This is a genomic window from Maritimibacter sp. HL-12, assembly GCF_900177545.1.
In the GTDB taxonomy this organism is placed as follows: Bacteria; Pseudomonadota; Alphaproteobacteria; order Rhodobacterales; family Rhodobacteraceae; genus Sinisalibacter.
Genome location: NZ_FXBQ01000001.1, coordinates 1,883,156 through 1,905,065, shown reverse-complemented (window position 1 = coordinate 1,905,065; position 21,910 = coordinate 1,883,156). Strand labels below are relative to the sequence as shown.

Annotated in this window: 29 protein-coding genes; 11 read left to right on the top strand and 18 right to left on the bottom strand. The window is 66.5% G+C overall.

The window, feature by feature from the left end; translation table 11 throughout:
• Positions 1-122: 122 nt before the first annotated feature.
• The 3 genes from B9Y97_RS09525 to B9Y97_RS09515 are packed head-to-tail and all read left to right on the top strand — an operon-like array spanning position 123 to position 2,056.
• The gene (locus B9Y97_RS09525) at positions 123-1,079 is read left to right on the top strand and encodes an aspartate carbamoyltransferase catalytic subunit (protein WP_085526512.1); all 957 of its coding nucleotides are present in this window, start codon (positions 123-125) and stop codon (positions 1,077-1,079) included.
• Positions 1,076-1,624 (top strand): hypothetical protein, encoded by a 549-nt coding sequence (locus B9Y97_RS09520; protein ID WP_085526511.1) that lies wholly within the window; start codon positions 1,076-1,078, stop codon positions 1,622-1,624. The genes B9Y97_RS09525 and B9Y97_RS09520 overlap by 4 nt, the downstream gene beginning before the upstream one ends.
• Positions 1,625-1,639: 15 nt before the next feature.
• Positions 1,640-2,056 carry a hypothetical protein gene (locus tag B9Y97_RS09515; RefSeq protein WP_085526510.1) on the top strand — a complete coding sequence of 139 codons (417 nt, stop codon included), beginning with the start codon at positions 1,640-1,642 and terminating at the stop codon, positions 2,054-2,056.
• Positions 2,057-2,074: 18 nt separating this feature from the next.
• Here the strand turns inward: B9Y97_RS09515 and recO are convergent, their stop codons facing one another.
• Positions 2,075-2,800, bottom strand: coding sequence for a DNA repair protein RecO (recO, locus tag B9Y97_RS09510; RefSeq protein ID WP_085528195.1), 726 nt, complete (start codon positions 2,798-2,800; stop codon positions 2,075-2,077).
• A gap of 73 nt (positions 2,801-2,873) precedes the next feature.
• Here recO and B9Y97_RS09505 point away from each other — a divergent pair, with 73 nt between their 5' ends.
• Complete coding sequence (locus B9Y97_RS09505) at positions 2,874-3,485, top strand: Pr6Pr family membrane protein (protein WP_085526509.1); 612 nt, start codon at positions 2,874-2,876, stop codon at positions 3,483-3,485.
• Here B9Y97_RS09505 and B9Y97_RS09500 read toward each other — a convergent pair.
• The 12 genes from B9Y97_RS09500 to rpoZ form a co-directional block, all read right to left on the bottom strand.
• Positions 3,475-3,807, bottom strand: coding sequence for a DUF1491 family protein (locus B9Y97_RS09500; RefSeq protein WP_085526508.1), 333 nt, complete (start codon positions 3,805-3,807; stop codon positions 3,475-3,477). The two genes, B9Y97_RS09505 and B9Y97_RS09500, sit on opposite strands and share 11 nt — an antisense overlap.
• Positions 3,804-4,295 (bottom strand): hypothetical protein, encoded by a 492-nt coding sequence (locus B9Y97_RS09495; protein WP_217809448.1) that lies wholly within the window; start codon positions 4,293-4,295, stop codon positions 3,804-3,806. The genes B9Y97_RS09500 and B9Y97_RS09495 overlap by 4 nt, the downstream gene beginning before the upstream one ends.
• Positions 4,292-5,200, bottom strand: coding sequence for a GTPase Era (gene era, locus B9Y97_RS09490; RefSeq protein WP_085526507.1), 909 nt, complete (start codon positions 5,198-5,200; stop codon positions 4,292-4,294). Before era ends, B9Y97_RS09495 begins: the two co-directional genes overlap by 4 nt.
• Positions 5,201-5,247: 47 nt before the next feature.
• Positions 5,248-5,676, bottom strand: coding sequence for a group III truncated hemoglobin (locus B9Y97_RS09485; RefSeq protein ID WP_085526506.1), 429 nt, complete (start codon positions 5,674-5,676; stop codon positions 5,248-5,250).
• Between the two features lie 68 nt (positions 5,677-5,744).
• Positions 5,745-6,194, bottom strand: a complete 450-nt coding sequence (locus tag B9Y97_RS09480) for a hypothetical protein (protein WP_085526505.1) — start codon at positions 6,192-6,194, stop codon at positions 5,745-5,747.
• Positions 6,191-6,877, bottom strand: coding sequence for a ribonuclease III (gene rnc, locus B9Y97_RS09475; protein WP_085526504.1), 687 nt, complete (start codon positions 6,875-6,877; stop codon positions 6,191-6,193). The genes B9Y97_RS09480 and rnc overlap by 4 nt, the downstream gene beginning before the upstream one ends.
• The gene (gene lepB / locus B9Y97_RS09470) at positions 6,874-7,656 is read right to left on the bottom strand and encodes a signal peptidase I (RefSeq protein ID WP_085526503.1); all 783 of its coding nucleotides are present in this window, start codon (positions 7,654-7,656) and stop codon (positions 6,874-6,876) included. The genes rnc and lepB overlap by 4 nt, the downstream gene beginning before the upstream one ends.
• A gap of 55 nt (positions 7,657-7,711) precedes the next feature.
• Positions 7,712-8,113 carry a holo-ACP synthase gene (gene acpS, locus B9Y97_RS09465; RefSeq protein WP_085526502.1) on the bottom strand — a complete coding sequence of 134 codons (402 nt, stop codon included), beginning with the start codon at positions 8,111-8,113 and terminating at the stop codon, positions 7,712-7,714.
• 106 nt (positions 8,114-8,219) lie between these two features.
• Positions 8,220-8,969, bottom strand: a complete 750-nt coding sequence (locus tag B9Y97_RS09460) for a pyridoxine 5'-phosphate synthase (RefSeq protein ID WP_085526501.1) — start codon at positions 8,967-8,969, stop codon at positions 8,220-8,222.
• A gap of 32 nt (positions 8,970-9,001) precedes the next feature.
• Positions 9,002-9,652, bottom strand: coding sequence for a DUF2062 domain-containing protein (locus B9Y97_RS09455; RefSeq protein WP_085526500.1), 651 nt, complete (start codon positions 9,650-9,652; stop codon positions 9,002-9,004).
• Positions 9,653-9,673: 21 nt separating this feature from the next.
• Positions 9,674-11,818: a RelA/SpoT family protein gene (locus B9Y97_RS09450; protein ID WP_085526499.1), complete on the bottom strand. Its 2,145-nt coding sequence runs from the start codon at positions 11,816-11,818 to the stop codon at positions 9,674-9,676.
• 11 nt (positions 11,819-11,829) lie between these two features.
• Positions 11,830-12,186: a DNA-directed RNA polymerase subunit omega gene (gene rpoZ, locus B9Y97_RS09445; protein ID WP_085526498.1), complete on the bottom strand. Its 357-nt coding sequence runs from the start codon at positions 12,184-12,186 to the stop codon at positions 11,830-11,832.
• 204 nt (positions 12,187-12,390) lie between these two features.
• On the opposite strand from rpoZ, the gene B9Y97_RS09440 reads away from it, so the two are divergent.
• The 4 genes from B9Y97_RS09440 to B9Y97_RS09425 are packed head-to-tail and all read left to right on the top strand — an operon-like array spanning position 12,391 to position 15,256.
• On the top strand, positions 12,391-12,852 hold the full coding sequence (locus B9Y97_RS09440) for a RidA family protein (RefSeq protein WP_085526497.1): 462 nt from the start codon (positions 12,391-12,393) through the stop codon (positions 12,850-12,852).
• A complete protein-coding gene (locus B9Y97_RS09435; protein ID WP_085526496.1) occupies positions 12,849-13,619 on the top strand; it encodes a glycerophosphodiester phosphodiesterase family protein in 771 nt (256 codons plus the stop codon). Before B9Y97_RS09440 ends, B9Y97_RS09435 begins: the two co-directional genes overlap by 4 nt.
• Positions 13,620-13,650: 31 nt before the next feature.
• Positions 13,651-14,820: a GNAT family N-acetyltransferase gene (locus B9Y97_RS09430; RefSeq protein ID WP_085526495.1), complete on the top strand. Its 1,170-nt coding sequence runs from the start codon at positions 13,651-13,653 to the stop codon at positions 14,818-14,820.
• A gap of 49 nt (positions 14,821-14,869) precedes the next feature.
• On the top strand, positions 14,870-15,256 hold the full coding sequence (locus B9Y97_RS09425; RefSeq protein ID WP_085528193.1) for a DUF302 domain-containing protein: 387 nt from the start codon (positions 14,870-14,872) through the stop codon (positions 15,254-15,256).
• A gap of 133 nt (positions 15,257-15,389) precedes the next feature.
• Here B9Y97_RS09425 and B9Y97_RS09420 read toward each other — a convergent pair whose 3' ends face one another.
• Positions 15,390-15,878 carry a peroxiredoxin gene (locus B9Y97_RS09420; RefSeq protein ID WP_085526494.1) on the bottom strand — a complete coding sequence of 163 codons (489 nt, stop codon included), beginning with the start codon at positions 15,876-15,878 and terminating at the stop codon, positions 15,390-15,392.
• 97 nt (positions 15,879-15,975) lie between these two features.
• On the opposite strand from B9Y97_RS09420, the gene B9Y97_RS09415 reads away from it, so the two are divergent.
• Genes B9Y97_RS09415 through B9Y97_RS09405 form a run of 3 tightly spaced genes read left to right on the top strand, consistent with a single transcriptional unit; the run spans position 15,976 to position 18,382 of the window.
• Complete coding sequence (locus tag B9Y97_RS09415; protein ID WP_085526493.1) at positions 15,976-17,181, top strand: NAD(P)/FAD-dependent oxidoreductase; 1,206 nt, start codon at positions 15,976-15,978, stop codon at positions 17,179-17,181.
• Positions 17,178-17,738: a 16S rRNA (guanine(966)-N(2))-methyltransferase RsmD gene (rsmD, locus tag B9Y97_RS09410; protein ID WP_085526492.1), complete on the top strand. Its 561-nt coding sequence runs from the start codon at positions 17,178-17,180 to the stop codon at positions 17,736-17,738. Before B9Y97_RS09415 ends, rsmD begins: the two co-directional genes overlap by 4 nt.
• Positions 17,735-18,382 (top strand): HAD family hydrolase, encoded by a 648-nt coding sequence (locus tag B9Y97_RS09405; RefSeq protein WP_085526491.1) that lies wholly within the window; start codon positions 17,735-17,737, stop codon positions 18,380-18,382. The genes rsmD and B9Y97_RS09405 overlap by 4 nt, the downstream gene beginning before the upstream one ends.
• Before the next feature lie 51 nt (positions 18,383-18,433).
• On the opposite strand, the gene B9Y97_RS09400 is transcribed toward B9Y97_RS09405, so the two are convergent.
• From B9Y97_RS09400 to folK, 4 genes are all read right to left on the bottom strand, one after another.
• Positions 18,434-19,468, bottom strand: coding sequence for a TRAP transporter substrate-binding protein (locus B9Y97_RS09400; protein WP_085526490.1), 1,035 nt, complete (start codon positions 19,466-19,468; stop codon positions 18,434-18,436).
• Between the two features lie 174 nt (positions 19,469-19,642).
• Positions 19,643-20,452, bottom strand: a complete 810-nt coding sequence (map, locus tag B9Y97_RS09395; RefSeq protein WP_139828269.1) for a type I methionyl aminopeptidase — start codon at positions 20,450-20,452, stop codon at positions 19,643-19,645.
• Between the two features lie 75 nt (positions 20,453-20,527).
• Complete coding sequence (sfsA, locus tag B9Y97_RS09390; RefSeq protein WP_085526488.1) at positions 20,528-21,241, bottom strand: DNA/RNA nuclease SfsA; 714 nt, start codon at positions 21,239-21,241, stop codon at positions 20,528-20,530.
• Positions 21,242-21,291: 50 nt separating this feature from the next.
• Positions 21,292-21,834, bottom strand: a complete 543-nt coding sequence (gene folK / locus B9Y97_RS09385; RefSeq protein WP_085526487.1) for a 2-amino-4-hydroxy-6-hydroxymethyldihydropteridine diphosphokinase — start codon at positions 21,832-21,834, stop codon at positions 21,292-21,294.
• Between the last annotated feature and the right edge of the window lie 76 nt (positions 21,835-21,910).

Below are 21,910 nucleotides of genomic sequence, written 5' to 3'. Positions count from 1 at the left end.
CGGCATGCTTTCGGCCCGGCCGAAGAACCTCGCACGGGCAAGCCCTCGTGAAACCCCGCTCCCGCCGCCTTGCCCGGACGCCCCGCGAAGGCTAAACCGGGCGCAAACAGGGAGCCACGCGCATGACCTTCCGCCACCGTCACCTGCTCGGGATCGAACCTCTTCATCCCGAGGAGATCACCACCATCCTCGATCTCGCGGAAAAATACGTCGATCTCAACCGGCAGCCGATGAAGCATGCCAGGGTGCTCGAAGGCCTCACCCAGATCAACATGTTCTTCGAGGCCTCGACCCGCACCCAGGCGAGCTTCGAGATCGCCGGCAAGCGCCTCGGTGCCGACGTGATGAACATGGCGATGCAGGCCTCCTCGATCAAAAAGGGTGAAACCCTGATCGACACCGCCCTCACCCTCAACGCGATGCACCCCGACCTCATCGTGATGCGCCACCCGAACTCGGGCGCGGTCAACCTGCTGGCCGAGAAGGTCAACGCCGCGGTGCTCAACGCCGGTGACGGCAAGCATGAGCACCCGACCCAGGCCCTGCTCGACGCGCTCACGATCCGGCGCGAGAAAGGCCGGCTGCACCGGCTCACTGTGGCGATCTGCGGCGATATCGCCCATTCACGCGTGGCGCGGTCGAACCTGATCCTGCTCGGAAAGATGGAAAACCGCGTGCGCCTTGTCGGGCCACCCACGCTGATGCCGTCGAAGATCGAGGATTTCGGCGTCGAGGTGTTCGACGACATGCGCGCCGGCCTCGAAGGGGCCGACGTGGTGATGATGCTCCGGCTTCAGAAGGAACGCATGGACGGCGGCTTCATCCCCTCCGAGCGGGAATACTACCACCGCTTCGGGCTCGACGCGGAGAAGCTGTCGTTCGCCAAGGACGACGCGATCGTGATGCATCCGGGGCCGATGAACCGGGGTGTCGAGATCGACGGGGTGATTGCCGACGACATCAACCGCTCGGTGATCCAGGAACAGGTGGAAATGGGCGTCGCGGTGCGCATGGCAGCGATGGACCTGCTCGCCCGCAACCTGCGGGACGTGGCCCGGCGCGACGGGGTGATGGTGTGAGCGATCCGCTCGAATTCGGCCCCGACACGGGCTTGCGCGAGTTGTGGCTGTTCACGCTCTTCGTGCCATCCGACGAGATCGCCGAGTGGGAGCCGCCGCGCATGGGCCAACCGCCACGCGACTGGCCGCTGGAGGCGGCGCTGGGGGCCGGGCCGCTCGATCCGGCCCATGTGCAGGTGTTCGAGGCGGCCGATCTTGGCCCTGGCGGGCTGAGCCGCTTCATCGCCGAAGCTCACGGCATGGACGAGGCCGAGGTGGCGGCCGACGCGGCGCGGATCGACAAGTTGCGCGGCACCGTTGCGATCGTGCTTTCGGGCGCGCTGCGCGAACGTCCCGGCCGTTTCTCCCCGGCCCGGCCGGTGAACTTCTTTGGCCGCTACCGCGCCGCGCAGACCCTCGCCCCGGCCACGCCCGCCACGCCGGGGCCGAGCACAAAGGGCCATATCGCGCCACGCGCCGCACCCGCGCCCGACACCCGCCGCGCGATCCTGCTCACTCTTGCGGGGCTGCTTGCCCTTGCGTTCATCATCCTTGCCCTCGTCTGACCCGAGAGGAAATTCATGCCCACCTCCGTCCCCGCCCTCGCCGATGGCGAAACCCTCGTTGCCAGCTTCACCGGCAGCCGCGCCACCTACGTCAAGGAGCACATCATGCTCGCCGCCATCGGCTCGGTGATCGCGGTGGCGGTGCTGATGGCGATGGGCAACCCGCACGCCTGGACCGGCGTCGTAGGGGCGGTTCTGGCGATCGGAATCCGGGGGGTCTACGTCGCCTCCGAGCAGATCGGCATGACATGGCAGCTTACCGAGGGCCGCCTGATCACCCCCTCCGGCATGGGCATCCCGCGCTCCGATATCGCCAAGGTGCGGACGATCTTCTCCGCCGCGCAGGTGATCACCCGCAAGGGCGACAAGTACATGATCAAGTATCAGGCCGACCCGAAAGCCGTGGCCGACACCATCCTGGGCCAGTCCTGAGCCGGGCAGAATCCGGGTTCAGACCCGGCGCGCCAGCCGGTCGACCAGCCGCGCCCGCGCTTCGGGCAAGGGTTTGTCGCCAAGCGAATGGGCAAGCCCGTGGCGGAGGAAATGCCCGGTGGTGCGCAAGGCGTCGGGAAGTCCGGCGAGGTCGGGCGTGACAACCCCCAGCAATTCCGGCGGCAGCGGCAGGAGCCGGTCGGCCCACTCCCCTGCCCCCTCGGCGCTGACCGCCCGGCCCGACCGGGGAGAGACGAAGGCGAGATCGTCGCGCCCGCCGGTGACCGCACAGGCGGAGAGATCGAGGCCGAAGCCGAGCTCCTCCAGCAGGGCAAGCTCCCATTGCAGGTAAGCGACGGGCCAGGCCGGGCTTTGGCCGAGCAGATCGAACATCGCGAGGCTGCGGGCATAGAGCCTCGGGTGGGCCTCGCGTTCGGGCAACGCGAAGGCCAGCAGCGCCGTCATCGCGTTCAGCCCGGCCAGCGCGGCGCGGTCGTCCATCACCGCTGCCGCGCGGCTCTTCACCGGCTCAACGGTGAAACTGCCGATATGGTCTTCAAGCCGCGCGCGCCAGGCCAGATCGAGCTGCGCGCCGGGCTGGAGGATCGGGGCGATCTTGCGCGAAGTGCCGCCACGCACAACGCCAGCATGCCGCCCGTGGGTGGCGGTGAACACCTCGATGATCGCCGAGGTCTCGCCATGTTTGCGGACGCTGAGAAGCGTGCCTTGGTCGCGCCAGTCCATGCCCGCATCTTTCACGCGTGGTCGGCCCATGCAAGGTATTGCGCTGCGCCCCGCCGTTCACGATATTCCCACTATGACCCGTGTCCTTACGCCTCCCGCTCGTTATTCTGCCGGTCTTGTCGCGCTTGCCGGGCTCGCCGCGCTCGCCACGCAGGCCGTCGTCAGTTTTGGACTGACAGGCAGTCTCGGCGGCGCGATCTGGGCACTCACAGGCTATTTCACAGTGCTGACCAACCTACTTGTCGCCGTCACATTCATCGCCATTGCGGTGCGGGGCGCTGCGCCATCGTCCGCATGGCTCGCGGGGTTGACCCTCTGGATCATCATCGTTGCAATCGTCTACCACCTTCTGCTTGCCCGCCTATGGGCCCCGGCTGGCCTGGCCTGGTGGGCCGACCAGGGATTGCACAGCGCCGTTCCGGTTCTGGTAACGCTGTGGTGGCTGCAGTTTGCGCCGAAGCCGGGGCTGCGCGTCGGCCATGCCGCGCTCTGGCTCGCCTGGCCCCTGCTCTATACCGCCTATGCCCTCGTTCGCGGGACCCTGACGGGCCGATATCCCTACCCGTTTCTCGACGTGACCACGATTGGCTACGACGGCGTCGCGCTCAACGGCATCGGTCTCACGGTTGCGTTCTTTCTCGGCGGGCTGGCGATGGTCGGAAGCGCCAAGGCACTCACTCGCTGAGCCCTGGCTCGTCGAGCATGTGCCGCCCGCGGGCATCTTCCACCTCGATCACCCAGAGATCGGGATCGAAACCGCGCTGGCGGGCAATGGCGGCATCCACCTCCGCCTCCGCCCCCTCGGCCAGCACGTCCCACTTGCGCGCGCCAGTCATCAGGTCGGCCACCCGTTGAAACGCAACCGCCTTGCCGTCCAGCGTGGCGAGCTTCACCAGCACCGCGCCCGCCGTCGCGTCGCCGCGGGCCACGACGTAGACCGGGATACCCTCGGCCTGCAGCCGAGCGAGGTAGGCCGAAACCCAGACGCCCGCGGCAAGTCGGGTCATTCCACATCCCTCAGGGGTTGGGTGACATCGCGCACACCATCCCAAGTCCAGACCTCATCGCGCAGATAGAAAAGGGCGCTGTTGGTGTGATCCGATCGGCGCGCGTGGGAACGGACCAGTTCGAAGGGTACAAGCGCAGCCTTGGCAACCGTGAAGTCTTCGGAAAAGATGACGCCCGCGAGCAGGTCAAATGGGCGAGCCTCGATATTTCGAATTCCAGAGAGTTGACGCGACGGGTTGCGCCGGTGGGGACGGCGGGCCTTGATCTGGATTCGGGTGCCCTGCGCATCAATCGCGTCATAGCCCGCCTTTGAATTGGCTTCCTGACTCCAGCCGAAAGCGCGGCAGAACAAGTATTCGCCGTAATCCCCAGTTGGGTTGTTGGCGCTCCTCACGATATCGCGCGCGCGCAATTCTTCAAGGATATCGACGGACAGCTTAAAAAGCGCACCCGTTGCATGGGTGGCTAGTTTAGGTGTGTCACTCACGTATTCCCGTCCCTGAAGTTCAGGCCCATCTCGGAGTAGCGCTCGGCCTCTTCGAGCCAGTTCGGGCGCACCTTGACCTGCAGGAACAGGTGTACCTTGCGGCCGAGAAACTCTTCGAGCTCGGCCCGCGACGCCTGGCTCACCGCCTTGATCGTCTCGCCCTTCTTGCCCAGCACGATCCCCTTGTGGCCATCGCGGGCCACGTAGACGATCTGGTCGATCCGGGCAGAGCCGTCATCGCGTTCTTCCCAGTTCTCGGTCTCAACCGTGAGCTGGTAGGGCAGTTCCTGGTGGAGACGGAGCGTGAGCTTTTCGCGCGTCATCTCGGCGGCGATCATCCGAAGCGGCAGATCGGCAATCTGGTCTTCGGGGTAGAGCCACGGGCTTTCGGGCATCTGGTCGGCAAGCCAGCCCTTCAACTCCGTCACGCCATAGCCCTTTTCGGCGGAGATCATGAAGGTTTTCACGAAAGCGAAGCGCTCGTTCATCTCTTTCGCAAGGCCCAGAAGCACCTCGGAGCGGACCTTGTCGATCTTGTTGAGCGCCAGCGCCACGACGCGGCCCTTGGGCAGGTTGGAAAGCCCTTCGAGAATGCTCTCGACGCCCGGCGTGATCCCGCGGTGGGCCTCGATCAGCAGCACCACCACGTCGGCATCGGCCACGCCGGCCCAGGCCGCGGCGACCATCGCCCGATCAAGCCGGCGGCGCGGGCGGAACAGGCCGGGGGTATCGACCAGCACGATCTGGGCATCGCCCGCCATCGCCACGCCGCGAATGCGCGCGCGGGTGGTCTGGACCTTGTGGGTCACGATCGAGACCTTCGCGCCGACGAGGTAATTCGTCAGCGTCGATTTTCCCGCGTTGGGTTCGCCTATGAGGGCGACAAATCCGGCTTTTGTGCTCATGCGGGCGGGCTTAGACCAAATCGGCGGATCGCGCCAGTGGCCACGTTTCAGCGCAGGACCGGCGGCGCGCCGCGCACGTCGTCGCGCATGGTCACGCCGTAGCGCAGGCTCTGGCCGATCTTCTCGGCGAGCGCGCCGATGCCCGCCGCCTTTTCGGGGCTCAGAACCTCGGATGCGGTGGCGTGGAACAGATCGAGCCACGGCGAGAACATGCCGGGATGAATATCGCGGTTGGCGCGGTGCACCTGCATCGGGTTGCCGTCATAGCTGCGGTCGATCCCGATCGCGTTGCGCCAGAACGCGGCGATGCGCGCCTCGTGGGCGCGCCATTCCGGCCCGTCTTCGGGAGCGATGGCGCGGGCGAAGATCGGGCCGAGCATCGGGTGGGCGCGGATGCGCTCGTAGAACAGCGCCACCAGCGCGTCGATCTCGTCGGCGGTGATCTCGAATTTCTGGATCGGTGTCGCGCTCGGCATGTCTTCCTCCGATACTTCGAAATAGCCAAGGGTCGGGCCGCAAGGGCTTGCCCGACGCAAGGCCTGTCTCAGTTCAGCGCCTTTGCCAGCGCCCGTTCGTTGCCTGTCCCGTAGGCCGCAAGCATGGCGGCCAGCTCGTCACGGGCGGGCACCGGTATCAGCGCCTCGCCCACCTCGATCGGTTTGCGGGTTTCGATCTTGAGCGGACGCCACTCGCCCCCGAACCGCGCTTCGAGCCAGGAATGAAAGATCACGGGCATGGCGCCGAGGTGAGTCGCCAGCGTGGTGCGGGCGCGCAAGAGCGCGGTGCCGTGGCGGCGTTCCTTGTGGCAGTCGATGCGGCCCTCAAGCGCGCGTGCATCGCCGGGGGCGACCACAACGTCGATCCGTTCGAGGTCGCCGACGTCGATCCCGTAGAGTGCCGCGGCGGCGGGGCCGATCACCCACCACGGGCTGCGAGAGGGGCGCATCGTCTCGAACAGGGCCTCGAAACCGCTGATCTCGCGTTCGCCGATCATTGGCGGCCCTCCAGCCGATCCAGCAGGGCCTTGGCCGCCGCCTGCTCGGCCGCGCGTTTCGAGGTGGCGCGCGCATTCGCCGCCTCGCCGCTTTCGAGCCGGGCCTCGATGGTGAACTCGGGCGCGTGGTCGGGCCCCTCGCGCGACAGCTCGGCGTAGCTTGGCGGCGGGAGCCCGCGCGCCTGCGCCCATTCCTGGAGGCTGGTCTTGGCATCGCGCGCATCGGCCTCGACGGTCTCGATCCGCTTGCCCCAGAGCCGCAGGATTACCGCGCGCGCGGCCTCGAACCCGGCGTCGAGATAGACCGCGGCGATCACCGCTTCCATCGCGTCGCCGAGCAGTGCCTGCTTGCGCCGCCCGCCCGACATCATCTCGGAGCGCCCCAGTTTCAGCACCGCGCCGAGATCGACCTCGCGGGCGACGTCGGCGCAGGCTTCCTTGCGTACCAGCGCGTTGAACCGGGGGGCAAGCTGGCCCTCGGTGGCGTCGCGGTCGGCGGCCAGCATCGCCTCGGCCATCACCAGGCCGAGCACCCGGTCGCCGAGGAACTCGAGGCGCTGGTTGTCGGGCCGCGTTTCGGACGAAAACGAGCCATGGGTGAGCGCGCGGATCAAGAGGCCGGGCCGGGCGAAGTCGTGCCCGATCCGGCCCGCGAAGGCCTTCAGTTCAGCCGAGAGCTTCATTCCACCTTCTTGAAGAAGCGGTCGCCGCGCCATGTCCAGAAATAGACGAGGCGTTTGCCGGCGGAGGAGAACATCACCCGATCGACCCGGCCCAGCAGGTATTCATAGGGCACCATGCCGACACCGCCCGCGCGCTGGTCCACCCGGCTGTCGGTCGAGTTGTCGCGGTTGTCGCCCATGAAGAAGAAATGGCCCTCGGGCACGGTGTAGGTATCGGTGTTGTCGGGGAAGCCCTGATAATCCTGCACGTTGAGCACTGCGTGGTTGCGCCCGCCCGGCAGGGTCTCGGTCGACCGCTCCTTGGTGCAGATGGCGCCTTCACCGACTGACCCGTTGGAACATTTCGGCACGGTCCCGAAGCTGCCCTGCCGCTCGAAGACTTCCTCGAAGGTGCCCGCGGCTTCCTGCGACGCAACCTCGCCGTTGATGTAGAGCAACCCGTCCCGCAGCTGGATCCGGTCGCCCGGCAGGCCGATCACGCGCTTGACGTAATCGGTGTTGAGCGTGGGATGGCGAAACACCACGATTTCGCCGCGCTCGGGTTCCGACCCCATGATCCGCCCCGGGATCGGGCACATCGCGAAGGGGCAGGAATAGCGCGAGTAGCCGTAGGCCATCTTGTTGACGAACACGAAATCGCCGATCAGCAGCGTGTCTTTCATCGACCCGGTGGGGATGAAGAACGGCTGGAAGAACAGGGTGCGGAACACACCCGCGATCAGGAGGGCCCAGAAGATCGTTTTCACCGTCTCCAGGATGCCGTCTTTCTTCTCGGCCATGATGTGCTGCCTTTTTGCTGGGGTTGAGGCGATATGAGGGGAGGCCCGGCGCGTGTCAAGCAATCGGGCGGGCTTCGATCAGCACGAAGGCTTGTGCCCAGGGGTGATCGTCGGTGAGGCTGACGTGAACTCTGGCCGCGTGTCCGGGCGGTGTCATCTCGGCGAGGCGCTCGGCGGCCCAGCCGGTGAGGTGCATCTCGGGCTGGCCGCTGCGCAGGTTGGAAACGCCCATGTCTTTCCAAGCGATACCCATGCGCAGGCCGGTGCCCAGCGCCTTGGAACAGGCCTCCTTGGCGGCCCAGCGCTTGGCATAGGTGCCCGCCACATCGGCGCGGCGCTCGGCCTTGGCCTGTTCCACCTCGGTGAACACCCGGTTGCGGAAACGGTCGCCGTGGCGCGCCAGCACGCCGGCGATACGCTCGATATTGGCCAGATCTGTGCCGATGCCGAGGATCATGGCCCAGCCCGCTCGATCCGCGCCACGATGGCACCGATGGCCCGCGTCAGGCGAAAGCCTGGCCGGTCTTTCGGCACAGACGAGAAGGCAGCCGCCGCCAGCGCCGTCATGCCCGCGCCTCTTCCATCAGGCGGCGCATCTCGGAGATCGCGCTTTCAAGGCCGCGAAAGATCGCTTCGCCGACGAGGAAATGGCCGATGTTCAGTTCCATCACCTCGGGAAAGGCCGCGACCTGTTTCACCGTGTCGTAGGTCAGGCCGTGGCCAGCGTGAACCTCGAGGCCGAGGCTGTGGGCCAGCGCGGCCGCTTCGGCGAGCCGGGCCAGCTCGGTGTCGCGCCGGCTTTCCTCGCCGGCGTAGTGGAAATCGCAATAGGCACCGGTGTGCAGTTCCACCACCGCCGCGCCGATCCGCGCGGCAGCCTCGATCTGCTCGGTTTCATGGCCGATGAACAGGCTCACGCGCATCCCCGCTTCGCGCAGCGGCGCGATGAAATCGCCAAGCCGGTTTTCCTGCCGGGCCACGTCGAGCCCGCCCTCGGTGGTCACTTCCTGGCGGTTCTCGGGCACGATGCAGACCGCGTGGGGCACATGGCGCAAGGCGATTGCCTGCATCTCGTCGGTCGCGGCCATTTCGAGGTTCAGGGGCAGGTTCAGGGCCGCCATCAGCGCCTCGATGTCGTGGTCGGAGATGTGCCGCCGATCTTCGCGCAGGTGCGCGGTGATGCCGTCGGCGCCCGCCTGCTCGGCGAGCCTTGCCGCGCGCACGGGGTCGGGATAGGCCGCGCCGCGCGCGTTGCGCACGGTGGCGACGTGGTCGATGTTGACGCCCAGTCTGAGCTTGCCAAGCGTTTGCATGATAGCGATTCCCTCGTGGATTCGGCGCGAGCCTAGCGCGCCTCGTCGTCGGCGTCAGCCCTTGCCGCACTCTCGGCCAGGCGCTTGGCGTAGCGTTTGCGCAGCCGCTTTATCCGGGCCTTCTGATAGGCGTTGATCAGCGGTGTCGTCAGGAAATAAGCCAGGGCGGCCATGCCGAGGCCGGGCAGGATGCCGCCGACGAGATAGGGCAGCATCACGCTGTCCCAAAACTGGGCAATCCGGGTCCAGTCGGCATCGCCGGAGGTGAAGACGATGGTCAGCAGATTGCGCCAGAGATCGCCCGCGGCCTGGCCGAAAGCTTCCACCATCCGCGGCAGGTGAATGCGCAGGGGCTGGTCGAGGATGCGCGAGCCGAGCCGCAGCGATACCTCGGCGATCAGCGGGAAGGTTAGCGGGTTGCCGAAGAAGGTGGCGAGGAGCGCGGCGAAGATATTGCCCCGGATCACCCAGGCGATCATTGCCGCGCTCAGAAAATGCAGGCCGAACAGGGGGGTGAAGCAGACGAATACGCCGGCCGAAACCCCGCGCGCGATCCGGTGCGCCGGGTCTGGCAGGCGGCGAATCCGATGAATCACGTAACGCGCCGCACGATACCAACCGCCGCGCGGATAGAAGAACTCCAGCACGGTCCTTGCGTAGGAGCGCGGGTTGCGTTTGAACACCGGACCCTCCGGGCTGTTGGGTTACGGGGCGCGCGACAAATCCCGGTGCCGCCGGATCTCGGCCACGTCGCTGTCGGCCTCAAGCACCAGCATCACCGCGTGCAGGTGTTCGATGTCGCGCAGATCGACGTCGATGACAATCCGGAAATAGTCGGGCTTGCGGTCAACGAACCTGAGGTCCGAGATATTGGCCTTCTGCTCGCCGATCAACGAGCAGATTCGCCCCAGAACCCCGGCGTCGTTGGCGATCGTCAACTCGAGGCTCACGGGATGCACCGCGGCGTGCTTGCCCGAGTGCCATTGCACATCGACCCAGCGCCCCGAATCCTCGGCCACCGCTTCGAGCGCCAGGCAGTCGATCGTATGCACCACGACCCCGCGCCCGCGGTAGGAAATGCCGACGATGCGCTCGCCCGGCACCGGCTGGCAGCATTGCGCAAGCTGGAAGCTCTGGCCCGGATCAAGACCCACCACGGCGCGCTTGCCGTCGATCTCGCCACCCTCGCGGGCCTCCGGGTAGAGCACCGCCACAACGTCGCGCGCCGCAAGCTCGGCGGAGCCAAGCTGGGCGAGCAACTCGCCGGTGGTGCCAAGGCCAAGCTGCTTGGCGGCGGTTCCCAGCGCCTTGTCGGTGGCGCGGCGGCCAACGTGTTCGAAGGCCACCCGCGCCAGTTCGCGCCCGAGCTTGATGAAACGCTCGCGGTCTTCCTCCCGCAAGCGCCGGCGGATCGCGCTCTTGGCGCGGCCGGTCACCACGATATCGAGCCACGTGGCCTGCGGGCTCTGGCCCTCGGCGGTGACGATCTCGACCGACTGGCCGTTCTTGATCCGCGTCCACAGCGGCACGCGGATGCCATCGACCTTGGCGCCCACGCATTTGTCGCCGATCCTGGTGTGGATCGCATAGGCAAAATCGAGCGGCGTGGCCCCGCGCGGGAGCTTGACCACCTCGCCCTTCGGGGTGAAGCAGAACACCTGATCGGTATACATTTCGAGCTTCACGTGTTCGAGGAAATCGTCGTGATCCTCGGCGTTCTCGAAACGCTCGGTCAGCGCGGCCAGCCACTTGGCGGGATCGACGGCGAAGGGGTTCTCCGCGCGCACACCGTCGCGGTAGGACCAGTGCGCCGCGACCCCGGCCTCGGCCACTTCGTGCATTTCGCGGGTTCGGATCTGCACCTCGACCCGCTTGCCATCGCGCCCGGAAACGGTGGTGTGGATCGAGCGGTAGCCGTTCGACTTGGGCTGGCTGATGTAATCCTTGAAGCGCCCCGGCACCGCGCGCCAGCGCTGGTGGATCACCCCGAGCACGCGGTAACAATCCATCTCGGTGTGGGTGATGACGCGAAAACCGTAGGTGTCGGACAGCCGCGAAAACGGCTGGTCCTTCTGCTGCATCTTGCGCCAGATCGAATAGGGCTTCTTGGCGCGCCCGAACACGTCGGCGTCGATGCTGGCGCGGTCGAGTTCAAGCCGGATGTCGGCGGTGATCTTGTTGATCACGTCGCCCGATTCTTTCTGCAGCCGGATGAAGCGGCGGATGATCGAGGCCCTGCCCTCGGGGTTGAGCACATGGAAAGCGAGGTCTTCGAGCTCCTCGCGCATCCATTGCATACCCATGCGGCCGGCGAGCGGCGCGTAGATATCCATCGTCTCGCGGCTTTTCTGCACCTGTTTGTCGGGCCGAATGTGCTTGATCGTGCGCATGTTGTGCAGACGGTCGGCAAGCTTGACGAGGATCACCCGCAGATCCTTCGACATCGCCATGAACAGCTTGCGGAAGTTCTCCGCCTGCTTGGTCTCGCTCGAATTGAGTTGCAGGTTGGTGAGCTTGGTGACGCCATCGACCAGTTCGGCCACGTCACGGCCGAATCGGCGCTCGATTTCGGGATAGGTCGACTTGGTGTCTTCGATCGTGTCGTGCAGCAGCGCGGTGATGATCGTGGCGTCGTCGAGCCGCTGCTCGGCGAGGATATGGGCGACCGCCACCGGATGCGTGAAGTAGGGCTCGCCGGAATGGCGGGTTTGGCCCTCGTGCATCTTCATGCCGTAGTAGAAGGCTTCGAGCACCTTCTCGGAATTGGACTTCGGATTATAGCTGCGGATCCGCGCGATCAGCTCTTCGGGATCGAATTCGGTGAGCGCGGTCGCGGCCTGTCCCGGCAAGGTGTGCGCCCTCAGCCCTGACCCTGGGCTTCCATCAGCGCACGCAGGAGGTTTTCCTCGCTCATGTCGTCCTCGGCGGGCTTGTCGGCCGCCTCGGCGCCCATGAGCAGCGCCATCTGGTCATCCTCGGGTTCATCCACCTCGATCTGGGTCTGGTGGCTTTCGATCATCCGTTCGGTCAGGGCCTCTGCCGTCTGGGTTTCCTCCGCGATCTCGCGCAGGGCGACGACGGGGTTCTTGTCGTTGTCGCGATCGACGGTCACCGGCGAGCCAGCGGTGATTTCGCGCGCCCGATGGGCGGCGAGCATCACCAGATCGAACCGGTTCGGAACCTTGTCAACGCAATCTTCAACCGTGACGCGGGCCATGTGAGACTCCAGTATAGCGGGTTTGGAGCGGCCTACCTAAGGCGCTTGGGTGGTTTTGACAAGGGAAATCGGGGGATTTGCGGCAATTGGCGACAGGCCGCGTGCGCCATCCGGTGCGCCATGCGGGAAGCAGGCCGCGGCAGACCATGGACGCGCCCGGCGAAGGGATGTAGCGTCGCCGCGCAACCAGCGAAAGGATACAAGATGAGCGGTTTCGAAGCGCGCCTCGCCGAGCTTGGCGTCACCCTCCCCGACGCCCCGGCCCCCGCCGCCAACTACGTGCCGTCAGTCAGATCCGGCAACCTCGTGTTCATCTCGGGCCAGATCCCGATGCGTGACGGCGCGTTCGTCACCGGCAAGCTGGGTGCCGACATGGACATCGACGAGGGCGCGGCAGCGGCGAAGCTGTGTGCGATCTCGCTCCTGGCGCAGGTCAAGGCGGCTTGCGGCGGCGATCTCGACAAGCTGCGCCGCGTCGTCAAGCTCACCGCCTTCGTCAATTCCACCACCGATTTCGGCGACCAGCCCAAGGTTGTGAACGGTGCCTCCGATTTCCTCGTCGAGGCCCTCGGCGAGGCCGGTCGCCACAGCCGCTCGGCGGTGTCAGCGGCGAGCCTGCCGTTCGGCGTCGCGGTGGAAATCGAAGGGATCTTCGAGGTCGCATGACACCGACGCTGCCTGGCGATTTTCTGCGCCTGCCGATTGCCCACCGGGCGCTGCACGACGTCCGCGCGGGACGCCCCGAGAACTCGCGCGCCGCGGTGCGGGCGGCAGTTGCGCGTCGTTACGCGATCGAGATCGACGTGCAGCCCTCCGCCGACGGCGTGGCGATGGTGTTTCACGACGACAGGCTCGACCGGCTGACGCAGGAAACCGGACCGATTCGCGCCCGCAGCGCCGAGGCGCTTGGCCGGATCGCGCTTACGGGGGCAAGCGAAGGCATCCCGACGCTTGCCGAGGTGCTGGCGCTGGTTGCCGGCAAGGTGCCGCTGCTCGTCGAGGTCAAGGACCAGGACGGCGAATTGGGCCCGAAGGTGGGCGCGCTGGAAGCGGCGGTTGCGCGGGATCTGGCGGGATATGGCGGCCCGGTGGCGGTGATGAGTTTCAATCCGCATTCCGTGGCCGCGATGGCCGAAGCCGCACCGGCGTTGCCGCGCGGTCTCACCACGATGAACTGGGAGATCGAAGAGGCCCGCGCGATCCCCGAAGACCGCCGCGCAGAGCTCGCCGCGATCGCCGATTTCGACCGGGTCGGCGCGTGTTTCATCAGCCACCACTGGCGCGATCTTGCCGCCGCGCCGGTCGTCGCGCTAAAGGCCCGCGGCGTGCCGGTGCTGTGCTGGACAATCCGCTCCCCGGCCGAGGAAACACAAGCGCGTGAACGGGCCGACAACATCACCTTCGAGGGCTATCTCGCCCGCCCGCCCGCTTGACGCTGCCCGGCCCGCCCGCTCCTATCGCGCCATGACCGACGCGACGATCGAGATCCGCATTCACGACAGCCTCGCCGGCATTTCCGCTGCCGAATGGGATGCCTGTGCCTGCCCCGAAGGCAGCACGCTCCCGCGCGACCCGTTCACCACCCACCGGTTCCTGAGCGCGCTGGAGGCGTCGGGCAGCGTCGGTCCCGGCACCGGCTGGGGCCCGCGCCACATCACCGCACATGAGGGCGAAGACCTGATTGCCTGCGCGCCGCTCTACGCCAAGAGCCACAGCCAGGGCGAATACGTCTTCGACCACTCCTGGGCCCATGCCTGGGAGCGCGCGGGCGGGCGCTATTACCCCAAGCTGCAGATCGCCGTGCCCTTCACCCCGGCCACCGGGCGGCGCTTCCTGGTGAAGCCGGGCCATGTGGCACGCGGCATGGCGGCGCTGGTGCAGGGCGCGGTAACGCTTGCCACCGAGAACGGCGTCTCGTCGTTGCATGCCACCTTCTGCACCGAAGACGAGGCGGAGGCGGGCGAAGCGATGGGGCTGATCCACCGTCTCGGCACGCAATACCACTGGGAAAACGCCGGTTATGCGGATTTCGACGCCTTCCTCGCCTCGCTCTCGTCGCGCAAGCGCAAGGCGATCCGGCGCGAGCGTCGCGAGGCGCAGGGCTTCGGCGGCGAGATCGTCAACCTCACCGGCGACGATCTGTGCCCCGAACACTGGGATGCCTTCTGGCGCTTCTACCAGGATACCGGCGCGCGCAAATGGGGCACGCCCTACCTCACCCGCGGCTTTTTCGACATTGTGCAGGACACCATGCGCGACGACGTGTTGCTCAGCCTTGCGCTGCGGGCGGGCCGCCCGGTGGCCGGGGCGCTCAACTTCATCGGCAGCGATGCACTTTTTGGCCGATACTGGGGGCAGTCCGAACACCACCCCTTCCTGCATTTCGAATTGTGCTATTATCAGGCCATCGACTTTGCCATCGCCCGCGGGCTCGCCAAGGTCGAGGCCGGGGCGCAGGGCGATCACAAGCTCGCGCGCGGCTACCTGCCGGTGCCTACCCATTCGCTGCACTGGATCGCCGATCCGGGCTTGCGCCGTGCGGTGGAGGAATTCGTTGCCCGCGAATCCGAAGCGGTGGACGAGGATATCGAGATCCTCACCTCGATGGGTCCGTTCCGGCGCGGTGGCGATTGACGCAGCCTCGCCCTGCACCCACATGCAAGGCAACCCACAGGAGGACGTCATGAGCTATACTTTCAACCGCACATTCGAGGACACCGATTTCGAGGAGATCGACAAGCGCACCCGCGAGGCGCTCGCCGCGCAGGGCTTCGGCGTGCTGACCGAGATCGACGTGAAAGCGACGATGAAGAAGAAGATCGACAAGGACATGAACGATTACCGCATCCTTGGTGCCTGCAACCCGAAGATGGCCTGGGAGGCGATCGGGCTCGAACCGCGGGTTGGCGCGATGCTGCCTTGCAACGTCATCCTGCGCGGGGTCGATGGCGGAGTCGAGGTTTCGGCGGTTGACCCGCTGGCCTCGATGGCCGGGATCGACAACGCCGAACTCAAGAGCGTGGCCGGCCGGGTGCGCGAGATGATGGAAAAGGTCGTCGCCGCGATCTGAGGTTTCGGCCCTTCAGGTTTCGACCGGGCTTGCGCCCGGCCGATCCGCGCCGCGTGGCAAGCCACGCGGCGCAACTTTCTTGCCTCCGGCGGAGGTATTTCCAGACCCGGGAAGGGCCTTGGGATGCGCCGCGTCAGAGCGCCGCGAGCATCGCCTCTCCGCCGGAAATCTCGCATGTGCCGGGGCCTTCCTCGATGTGAAGATGGGTGACCACGCCATCCTGTGCGGCCAGGGCGTAACGCCTGGAGCGGGCGATCAGACCTGCGGGCGGGGCATCGAAGCGCATGCCAAGCGCCTCGGTGAAGGTGCATTCGGCATCGGCCAGCATGGTGATGCCCGCGGCGGTGGCGCCGGTGGCCTCACCCCAGGCCCCGAGCACGAAGGGGTCGTTCACCGAAACGCAGATCACCTCGTCGACGCCCTTGGCGGCCACCTCGTCCTTCACCCGGATGAAACTCGGAACGTGGGCCGAATGACAGGTTGGCGTATAGGCCCCGGGAACCGCGAAGATCACAACCTTGCGCCCCTTCAAAAGCTCGGCCAATGCCACCGGTTCCGGCCCGGCCTCGCCGATCCGGGTCAGAGTCACCTCGGGCAGGCGGTTGCCCACTGCAATCGTCATATGGTTTGTCTCCTGTTCAGGTTTGCAAGTCCGTTACGGGGCACTATACGGCAGTTTACAGGGTGCCGGACCAAAGACGTTCAAAAGGAATCCCGCCATGAGCCAAATTGTTGTCATCGGGGCCGGGCAGGCTGCCGCCTCGCTTGTTGCCAAACTGCGCGGGCAGGGTTTTGACGGGCAGATCACGGTGATCGGTGAGGAAGCCGCGCCGCCCTATCAGCGCCCGCCGCTGTCGAAGGCCTATCTTCTCGGGGACATGGCGCTCGACCGGCTCTACCTGCGACCCGAGAGCTACTATGGCGACCATGACATCACCTTGCGCCTTGGCTGCCGGGCGGAGCGGATCGACCGCGCCGCCAAGCAGGTGCAATGTGGCGGCGATGCGGTGCCCTACGACATGCTTGCCCTGACCACCGGCGCGGTGCCCAACCGGCTGCCGAACGCGATCGGCGGCGACCTCGACGGGGTCTACACGATGCGCAGCCTTGCCGATGCCGATGCGGTGGCGCACGAGTTTCGGCCCGGCGCGCGGGTGTTGATCGTCGGCGGCGGCTATATCGGGCTGGAAGCGGCGGCGGTGGCCTCGAAGAAGGGTTTGACGGTGACATTGGTGGAAATGGCCCCGCGCATACTTCAGCGCGTCGCCGCGCCGGAAACCTCGGATTATTTCCGCGCGCTGCACGAGAGCCACGGGGTGGATATTCGCGAGGGCTGCGGGCTTGAGCGGCTCACCGGTGACCACCGCGTCACCGGCGCGAGCCTGACCGACGGGACCGAACTCGAAGTTGATTTCGTGATCGTGGGCGTCGGCGTGCGGCCCGATATCGCGCTGGCCGAACAGGCCGGGCTGGAGATCGACAACGGCATCGCCGTCGACCCGGAGGGGCGCAGCTCGGACCCGGCGATCTGGGCGGCGGGCGATTGTGCGTCCTTTGCCCATGGCGAAGGCCGCCTGCGGCTCGAAAGCGTGGGCAACGCGATCGACATGGGCGAGCTCCTGGCGGCCAACATGATGGGCGCGGGCAAGCCTTATGTGCCGAAGCCGTGGTTCTGGTCGGATCAGTACGATGTGAAACTGCAGATCGCCGGGCTCGGCACGGGCTATGACGAGATCGTCACGCGGCGGGACGGGGATGGCGTGAGCTTCTGGTATTTCGCGGGCGAGCGGCTGCTGGCGATCGACGCGATGAACGACCCGCGCGCCTACATGGTCGGCAAGCGGCTGGTCGAGGCGGGGCGCAGTCCGGCCAAGGCGGCGGTGGCAGACCCGGGCACCGACCTCAAGAGCCTGTTGCAGGCGTGAGGATCATCGCGGGGCGGTTTCGGGGCCGGGCGCTGGCCTCGGTCGGGAAGGGCGACAAGGCGGGGCACCTGCGCCCCACCACCGACCGGGTGCGCGAAAGCCTGTTCTCGATGCTCGCGGGCGGGCGCTTCGGCGATCCGCTGACCGACGCGCGGGTGCTCGACCTTTTCGCGGGCACCGGCGCGCTCGGGCTGGAAGCCCTTTCGCGCGGTTCGGAACATGCCTGTTTCGTCGACGAGGGGCGCGTGGCGGCGCGGTTGATCCGCGAGAACATCGCGAAATGCGGTGTCGAACGCGCCACCACCCTGATCCAGCGCGACGCGACCCGGCTCGGCACCAACCCCGATGCGGCCTTCACGCTGGTGTTCTGCGATCCGCCCTATGGCAAGGCGATGGGCGAGGCGGCGCTGGCGGAGGCGCTGGCAGGCGGCTGGATCGCGCCCGGTGCGCTGGTGATCTGGGAGGAAAGTGCCGCGGTGATCCCACCCGAGGGGCTCGCGCTGCTCGACGAGCGGCGGTATGGCGACACGACGATCCGCATCCTGGAGGCGACATGACACCCAAGGCCGTTCTGTTCGATTGCGACGGTGTGCTGGTCGACAGCGAGCCGCTCGGGCTTGCGCTCCTGCAAGACGATCTCGCGGATCATGGTCTTCTGATCACGATGGCCGAAATCGAGACCCGCCTTGTCGGGATGACGATGCCGCGCGTGGCCGAGAAGGCGCGCGGGCTCGGGGCCGACCTGCCGGCGGATTGGGTTGATCAGCATTACCTGCGGCTCTATCCGCGGCTGGCCGAAGGCACCCCGCTGATCCCCGGCGTCGAGGCCCTGCTCGACCGGCTCGACGCGGCGGGCATCGTCTATGCCGTTGGGTCGAACGGTGCCCGGCGCAAGATGGAGATCACCCTGTCGCAGCACCCGCGCGTCTGGTCTCGTCTCAAGGACCACCTGCACTCGGGGCAGGAACTGGAACGCCCGAAGCCGGACCCGGCGCTCTACCTGCATGCGGCGGCCGGGCTCGGCGTGGCACCGGCAGATTGCGTCGTCGTGGAAGACAGTGCCCCGGGGTGCCGCGCGGGCGTCGCGGCCGGCATGCGCACATTTGGTTTTGCACCGACCGGGGGCGGCGCAAAGCTTGCGGCCGAGGGCGCGGAGGTGTTCCACGATATGGCCGATCTGCCTGCCCTGCTGGGATTGTGACATGACAAGGCCGGCCACGACGGACCGGCCTTGTGCTGTGTTCCGGCGGCCTTATTGCGCGCTGTTTGCCTCGACGGCGGCGCGGGCATCGGCAACCAGAGCCGCCCCGTCATAGCCCTTGGCATCCATCTGCGCGATCCACTCCTCGATCACCTCGTCGCCCAGCGCGCGGATCTCGGCGGTGGCCTCTTGGCTCAATTCGGCCTCGATGTGGCCTGCGGCGCGCAGCGCCTCGCGGCCCTCGGCATCGCCGGTGTCATGCGCCCGCCCGGCCCAGGCCGAAGCCTCGGGACCGGAATTGGCGTCGATCACCGCCTTGAGATCATCGGGCAACCGAGCGTAGCTGTCCTTGTTCATCGCCCAGATGAAGTAGAGGTTGTAGAGCGACTTATCGCCCGCCACGTCTGTGTGGCTGTCGGTGAGTTCGTCGAGCTTGAGCGAGGGTGCCTGCTCGAAGGTGATCACACCGCCATCGACCACGCCCAGCGCAAGGCTCTCGGGAAACTGCGGCACCGGCATGCCGATCGGCGTTGCCCCGAGCTTTTCGAGCAGCAGGGTAGCCGGGCGCGACGGGCCGCGCAGCTTCAGGCCCTCGAAATCCTCCGGTGTCGAGATCGGGTCGCCCTTCTTGTAGACCAGCCCGCGCCCGTGCATGTGGATCGCGATCACCTTCACGTCGGCGAAATCGTCCATCAGGTGCTCTTGCGAGAAATCCCAGGCCGCGCGGCTGGCCTCCTCCGCGCTCTTGGTCACCATGAAGGGCAGTTCCATCGCCTCGGTCTCGGGGAAGCGCCCCGGCTCGTAACCCGGGATCACCCAGCCGCCATCGACGATGCCCTCGGCGATCTGGTCATACATCTCCGACGCGGCACCGCCCAGTTGCATGAACGGGTAGAGCTCGACCTTGATGCGCCCGTTGGAATCTTCCTCGATCTTGCGCGCCCAAGGCTCCATGAAATGGGTCGGGTTCGCCGAGGCCGGGGAAACGAAATGCTGGAAACGCAGCGTGACTTCCTGCGCGATGGCAACCGAGGCCGGGAGGCCCAGCAGTGCGGCCAGGGCCGCCGACTTCAACAGGGTCTTCATCAGGCACCCTCCTTTGCAACCGCCCTTCAAACATGGCAGGGCGAATTTCAGGTATGAGAGGGGTGCGATACCTTCAAGCGGCACAGGACACAAGAGCAAGCATCGTCGCAACGATCAACGACAAGATGTTGATCGAATGGACAAATTATCCGCCCGAAGGGGAAAGCGAAGCGATCATTCCCCCCAACTCGGGTAGAACTTGCCCGCCGGGCTCAGGGTGAAGATCTCGGCTCCGGTCGCCGTGACCCCGATGGAATGCTCGAATTGCGCCGAGAGCGATTTGTCGCGGGTGACCGCCGTCCAGTCGTCGGCGAGAACCTTGGTTTCCGGCCGCCCGATGTTCACCATCGGCTCGATGGTGAAGAACATGCCCTCCTCCAGCACCGGCCCGGTGCCGGGACGGCCATAATGCAGCACGTTGGGCGGGGCGTGAAACACCCGGCCGAGGCCGTGGCCGCAGAAATCACGCACCACGCTCATCCGGTTCGCCTCGACGTAACTCTGGATCGCGTGGCCGATGTCGCCGAAGGTGTTGCCCGGCCTCACCGCCTCGATCCCGCGCATCAGCGCCTCGTGGGTCACCTCGACAAGCCGCTCGGCCTTGCGCGGCAGCTTGCCGGCCACATACATCCGCGAGGTGTCGCCGAACCAGCCATCGACGATCACGGTCACGTCGATGTTGAGGATGTCGCCGTCCTTGAGCCGCTTGTCGGACGGAATCCCGTGACAGACGACGTGGTTGATCGAGATGCAGGTGGCGTGCTTGTAGCCCTTGTAACCGATCGTGGCCGACGTGGCCCCCGCCTCCGTCACCATGTCTTCCACCAGCTTGTCGAGATCGGCGGTGGCAACGCCCGGCTGCACATGCGGGGTGATCCGGTCGAGGATTTCGGCGGCCAGCCGCCCGGCCTTGCGCATACCTTCAAAATCCGCGTCTTCGTAGATGCGAATACCGTCCTTGGTGATGCGACCGCGCGTGTCCACTTGGCTCTCCTTCGTCGTTGCGGACCCTAGATAGGGCAGAACCCGGTCAAGGGCCAGAGCAGGACGCGCCTGCCGTTAAACCACAGGGAGATTGAACGGAAGTTGCGGCCCCAGCGTCACCCCGCGCGGCGAGATGTTGCAGGAATGCGCGATCACTTCGACACCCGCGGCATAGGCGGTGAGGAAAGCGCTGACATATCGCGGATCAATGTCTTCGGCGAGGCGCACCTCGCTCGCGTCGGTGCGCTGCACGAGGAAGAACACCGCCGCGCGGTAGCCCTGCTTGGCCATCAGGGCCAGCTCCAGCATGTGCCGCGCGCCGCGCTCGGTTTTCGCGTCGGGAAATTCCGCCACCCCGGGGCGACGGCAGAGCGTGACCGACTTCACCTCGACATAGGCGTCGGGTTTGCCCTCGGCCGACAGCAGGAAGTCGATCCGGCTTTTCTCGCCGTATTTCACCTCGGCGCGCACCCCGGTGTAATCGGCCAGCGCGGGCACCTCGCGGTTTTCCAGCGCGGCCTTGAGCATCCGGTTTGGCACCGCGGTATCGACGCCGGTGAAATGGCCGTCGAGGTGCTCGACCAGCCGCCAGCCGAAATCGAGCTTTTTCTTCGGGTTGTCATTCGGTTCGAGCCAGACCCGCGCGCCCGGCGTGGCGAGCCCGATCATCGAGCCGGGATTGGCGCAATGGGCGATGACCTCGCGGCCATCCTCAAGACGGCAATCGGCAAGGAAGCGCTTGTAACGGCGCAGCAGCGTGGCGGGGATCAGGGGGGCCGGAAATTCCATCCCGGCTACATGGGGCCAAGGCCCGCGATTGTCCACTCCCGCGGCACCGGCTAGAGCGCCAGAGGCTGCACGGCGGCCACATCTTCCTCGGGCAGCGCGTCGCGCATCTCCGCGATGCTGAGGCCGGTCAACGGATGGCGCCAGTCCGGCGCGATCTCGGCGGCGGGCACCAGCACGAAGGCGCGATCCTGCAACCGGGGGTGCGGCAAGACCAACCCGCCGGGTGCCTCGCGTTTCTGCGCCTCGGGGGGCAACGCGATCCAGCGGTCGAGGGTGGCGCGGTCTGGCAGCACCATCTCGCCCATTGCGATCAGGTCGAGATCGAGCGTCCGGTTTGCCCAACGCAAGGCACGGTCCCGGTCGAACGCGGCTTCGACCTTGTGCAGGTGTGCGAGCAGGGAAAAGGGATCGAGCGCGGTCTGCACCAGCACCGCGGCGTTGACCACGTCGTCCCCGCCGCCTGCGGGAACGAATGGCGTGAGGAAAAAGCCGCTCGCCCGCAGCACTTGGCACGGCCCTTCGTTCAACGCATCGAGGGCTTTTTGCAGCGTTTCGCGCGGGGTTCCAAAACGAGAGGTCTCGTTGCTTCCCATGGCGACAAGCGCTTTTTCGCTCGGGATTGACCTTTTGCCTGCTTGCGTCACTTTCACAGATGCCTATTTTCTGCCC